Genomic DNA, 4,568 nt, shown 5'->3' on the forward strand with positions numbered 1-4,568 from the left:
ATTAGTCTCGAATTTAACTAGAAATCAACATTTAATATTAACAGAGCCAAATAATTAATAATTAATCGCATTTCTTCTAATAATGGTTCTTTAGGCTTTAAATTTAATATAAAATAGTATATGTTTATATAAATATAAAATAGTTTTTTAGAAAGTTTGTGAACATAGATCATAAAATTGGAGGAGCCGATTTGGATAATGAACTAAACTATAATACACTCATTCCAGAAAATATTCCGAATGAGCGTAAGACCGCTATAAAAACCCTTGTCTACTATTTTTTAATATTTATTGTTGGTCTGAACTTACTAATCTTGATCGCTTCAATATGGGGTATGATTTTTGTTAGAATCGCAGATATAAGTCTTACCGAAAAACAATTTGAAAATCTAGTCAATACTGTTTCGATTTATACGGATTCGATATTTGGTGTCATCAGCTTATTGTGGCTATATTATTATACGAAGAAAAAAGGACTTCTAACCCTAAGGCGAATAAACATAAAATTGATTGACGTAGTTATTATTTTAGGAGCTTATGTAGTTCTGATTGCTTCTTCACATCTTCTTGATGTAATTTTCCAACACTTTAACTATTCAATTGCAACTCCAGATAATCATAAAGCAGTTGAAGACTTACTGCGTACTAACCCAATCCTTATGATTTTTTCTGCGGTAATTCTTGCACCAATTAAAGAAGAATGGATTACACGAAAACTAATTATTGGATCTATTTTTAAAAATTTTCCTATCATAGGATTAATTGTAAGTTCATTTGGATTTGGTTTATTGCATATGCTTGCTGGTTTTTCTATCTATGCTTTACTGTCATATTCTTTAGCTGGTTTAATTTTTGGTATTATTTATATCAAAACAAAAAAAATCGAAGTTACGATTTTTGCCCATTTTTTAAATAATTTAGTTTCAATTATTGCTTTTTATTTTGTAAACTAACAGTCTGAAAATCAAACATTTGAAACTTTGTCTTTATACTGAAAATCAAATTTTCGGGACTTTGTCTACACACTGAAACGCTCTTAGGGAGCGTTTTTATAATGTTTTCTAGAGGTGATTTATGAATTATATTTATATACTTGTTGGAGGATTTTTTGGAGCTATTCTTCGTTACATAATAGGGACATCTATTCATCCACTTTCTAATGGATTTCCAATTCAAACATTTTTAATTAATATAGTCGGATGTTTCTTTTTAGGATTCTTTTTGCCTATGGCTAAAGTTCATTTAAAACCTGAGCATACTTTATTAATCGGGACAGGTTTTACTGGCGCATTCACTACATTCTCAACTTTTGCACTTGAAAATGAGGCTCTGATTGATGAAAAAAAATTCCTAGTAAGTTTTGCTTATATCTTGTTCAGTTTAGTAATTGGGATAAGCCTGGCATATGTTGGCTTTAAAACGGCAGAGAAATTTAATAAAGTAAAAGGAGAAACCTCATCATGATTATTATTGGAATAGGTGGGGGAATTGGAGCAATTTGTCGCTATGCCCTTGGAAACTTTATAAGTAATAAATTAAAAACAAGTTTTCCTTTTGGAACCTTCGTTATTAATATCATCGGTTCGTTTATTTTAGGTTTAACTAATCATTTCTATCTTGAGAAGTCCATCTCTACTACTTTATGGTTGTTTATTGGTGTAGGGATAATAGGCGGTTTTACGACATTCTCTACATTTGGATATGAAGCGATTCAATTATTACTGACAAAAAAGTATAAAACAGCCTTATCCTATATCATTTTATCTACTATTATTAGTATTATTGGTGCTTATATTGGTTTTCATATTTTTAGATAATCTGAGTAGGTTAATCTGAAACATAAAAACAAAAACCTCTGAATCCAGAGGTTTTTTAGTTTTCAATTTTACCAACCAAAATCTAATGTTTTACCAGTTTCTGCATATGTTTTTACATTACTTAATATCATTGGCCAGCTAGATTTTGTACTTTCGTATGAAGGATGATTTTCTGGCCATTGGTCGTTAACTAGCGTTAATTTTGTGCACTCCCCCACCGTTTCAAGGGTAAGTGTAATTCTTGTTTCTAATTCAGCATGATTTTCACGGTATGCTGGGCCAGCGTGTTCCGTATAACTCATCCTATTGTAAGGCTCAAATGCTAGTATTTTTCCATAAACATGAACTGTCTGATCTCCATCTTCTCCAGGTCCAATATATTCATACCGCGCTCCGACTTCGAACGTAGATTTTAATAGACATCAAAAAAAGATTGCCTTTGTTCCTTCTGGAGACACGAATATGTTCCAAACTTCTTCCGGTTTAGATCCAATATAAAACTCATACTTTAGATCTTCCATTTTTTCATCCTCCGTTTAATTTTTATTTAGGTGATGAATTTTGATTCTAGATGACAGTTCCATTATATACCAAAATTAATTCATCTTAATAATTCATTTGTATTCATAAATTTATCTATTAAAATTAAAGCATACGGATATAGTTAATGCTCAAATCTATTTTAATGAGGAGTGACAAGATGAATTTAACTTATGAAGTTATCGACGAAGATCAAATAGAATTGTGTAGAGATTTATGTAATGAATTAATGACTTTTCAAAAGGCAAAGGCGACGATTAAACAAGAGTTATTTGATCGTATGAATTTCGATACACGAATGGTTCCTTCAGTAAAAAAAGCAATACATAATTATATTGTTGTCGTAAAAGATGAAGACAAAATCGTTGGATATGTTTATTCAAGTATTTCTCCAAAAGAGGCATATTCAAATGAATTTGCAACATTTTTTGATCTATCCTCAGTTCATAAAAAGGATGTTGGGTGTTTGTCTCAATTTTACATAAAAGAAGAATATCGAAAATATGGCGTTGGTTCTGTATTATTCAAAATGTCTATGAAGTGGCTGAAACAGTTTGAAGATGTCGAGGATTATTTTATTTTTGTTTCTAATGGAAATGAGGACGCACTTGAGTTTTATAAACGTAAAGGATTTTCAGTTAGTCATACAATCTTGGATGGTTTTATTACCGTTTTAAGAAGTAATGAAGTGTTCCAAGAACTTGCCTAATACTATAAAGAGGGTATCTCAAAATAATGAGATACCCTCTTATTTATGTCTTATTAAAATGCCCAGTTACCATTTCTCATAATTGGTTCAACTGTGCCATCTTCTTTAATTCCATCGATGTTTAATTCCGGTGATCCGATCATGAAGTCAACATGAGTTAAACTTTGGTTGATTCCTAATTTCTCTTGTTCTTCAGTAGGTAATTTTTCTCCATCCTTCATATTGTTTGGATATGCTTTACCTAATGCTAAGTGGCAAGAAGCATTTTCATCAAATAATGTGTTGAAGAAAATTAAACCTGTATTTGAGATTGGTGAATCATGAGGTACTAATGCAACTTCACCAAGACGGCGAGCACCTTCATCAGTATCTAATAAGTGTTGTAAAGTTTCATAGCCTTTTTCAGCTGTGAAATCGACAACTTTACCATCTTTAAATGTTAAAGAGAAGTTTTCAATTAAATTTCCACCGTAATTTAATGGTAAAGTCGCTTGAACTGTACCGTTTACGCCATGGCTATGTGGCATAGAGAAAACTTCTTCAGTAGGAATATTTGGATTGAACCATTTACCATCTTCACTGTTTGCTCCGCCACCTTTCCATACATGATTATCTACTAAGTCTAGCTTCAAATCAGTACCAGGTGCAGTATAATGTAATGTTTTATAACGTTTGTCATTTAATTGAACAACTTTTTCTTGTAAGAAATCGTTATGTTTAACCCAAGCTTCTACTGGATTTTCATTGTCAACTCGGCAAATTTTAAAAACTGCATCCCATAGTAATTCCATTGCTTGATCAATTTGCTCATTTGGATATACTTTTTCAGCCCATTCCACACATGGAATCGCTACGATTGACCAACGAATTCGGTCAGCCATCATGTATTCACGATATTTATGTAATGCTGAGCTAGCAGTCTTATTAAAAGTAGCAATGCGCTTTGGATCGATTCCTTTTAATAATTCCGGGTTTGGTGAGATTACTGATAAAACAGCTCCACCGTTTTCAGCTAATTCTTCTAAAGCAGTTACTTTCCAGCCTGGGAATTCTGAGAACGCTTCTTCTGGCGCTAATTCGTATTTTGTACGAGTAATTACATCATCGTTCCAATCAATATTCACATTTTTTGCTCCAGCTTCGTAAGCATATTTTACAACTTTACGTACGAATTTTGCAGCTCCGATTGGTGCATTTATTTGTAGTGTTTGTCCTTCTACGATATTAACTCCACTTTTTACAGCAAGTTCAGCATATTTTTCTAATGATTTTTCAAACTGAGACATTGATATCCCTCCATGTTTAACGATTTAAAATCTAACCTACTAAATTATAATACAAAGTTCAGAAAATTGGTACATAAAAGAGACTGACTATTCATTTTTATTTGAAATGTCAGAGGCTTTAGCTAATTAGTAAAACACCTTATTTTATTATTAGAATTCTTTAACCAAAAAAAGCACTTTCTAAAGTGCTTTTTTACATGCTGTTGAAAAAAGACT

General features: G+C 31.6%; 5 protein-coding genes and 1 pseudogene. 4 read left to right on the forward strand and 2 right to left on the reverse strand.

Annotated features, from left to right (window positions below; genetic code table 11):
- The first annotated feature begins 191 nt into the window (after positions 1 to 191).
- The 3 genes from COC46_RS20715 (at position 192) to crcB (COC46_RS20725) (ending at position 1,817) form a co-directional block, all read left to right on the forward strand.
- Positions 192 to 953 carry a CPBP family intramembrane glutamic endopeptidase gene (locus COC46_RS20715; protein WP_098811787.1) on the forward strand — a complete coding sequence of 254 codons (762 nt, stop codon included), beginning with the start codon at positions 192 to 194 and terminating at the stop codon, positions 951 to 953.
- A gap of 121 nt (positions 954 to 1,074) precedes the next feature.
- Positions 1,075 to 1,464 (forward strand): fluoride efflux transporter CrcB, encoded by a 390-nt coding sequence (gene crcB, locus COC46_RS20720; RefSeq protein WP_098811788.1) that lies wholly within the window; start codon positions 1,075 to 1,077, stop codon positions 1,462 to 1,464.
- Positions 1,461 to 1,817 carry a fluoride efflux transporter CrcB gene (gene crcB / locus COC46_RS20725; protein WP_098811789.1) on the forward strand — a complete coding sequence of 119 codons (357 nt, stop codon included), beginning with the start codon at positions 1,461 to 1,463 and terminating at the stop codon, positions 1,815 to 1,817. Before crcB (COC46_RS20720) ends, crcB (COC46_RS20725) begins: the two co-directional genes overlap by 4 nt.
- A 68-nt stretch (positions 1,818 to 1,885) precedes the next feature.
- Here crcB (COC46_RS20725) and COC46_RS20730 read toward each other — a convergent pair.
- Positions 1,886 to 2,338: pseudogene (locus tag COC46_RS20730) on the reverse strand (SRPBCC family protein).
- Between the two features lie 179 nt (positions 2,339 to 2,517).
- Here COC46_RS20730 and COC46_RS20735 point away from each other — a divergent pair.
- Positions 2,518 to 3,066 carry a GNAT family N-acetyltransferase gene (locus tag COC46_RS20735; protein ID WP_098811790.1) on the forward strand — a complete coding sequence of 183 codons (549 nt, stop codon included), beginning with the start codon at positions 2,518 to 2,520 and terminating at the stop codon, positions 3,064 to 3,066.
- Positions 3,067 to 3,119: 53 nt separating this feature from the next.
- Here the strand turns inward: COC46_RS20735 and COC46_RS20740 are convergent, their stop codons facing one another.
- Positions 3,120 to 4,352 (reverse strand): aminopeptidase, encoded by a 1,233-nt coding sequence (locus COC46_RS20740; protein WP_098811791.1) that lies wholly within the window; start codon positions 4,350 to 4,352, stop codon positions 3,120 to 3,122.
- Positions 4,353 to 4,568 lie beyond the last annotated feature (216 nt).

It is taken from the genome of Bacillus sp. AFS041924, from assembly GCF_002577195.1.
Taxonomy (GTDB): Bacteria; Bacillota; Bacilli; order Bacillales; family Bacillaceae_G; genus Gottfriedia.

What these genes read in the sequence shown, in the direction of transcription:
- crcB (WP_098811788.1), top strand. Translation starts at nt 1,075, where the DNA reads ATGAATTATATTTATATACTTGTTGGAGGATTTTTTGGAGCTATTCTT.
- crcB (WP_098811789.1), top strand. Translation starts at nt 1,461, where the DNA reads ATGATTATTATTGGAATAGGTGGGGGAATTGGAGCAATTTGTCGCTAT.
- COC46_RS20735 (WP_098811790.1), top strand. Translation starts at nt 2,518, where the DNA reads ATGAATTTAACTTATGAAGTTATCGACGAAGATCAAATAGAATTGTGT.
- COC46_RS20740 (WP_098811791.1), bottom strand. Translation starts at nt 4,352, where the DNA reads ATGTCTCAGTTTGAAAAATCATTAGAAAAATATGCTGAACTTGCTGTA.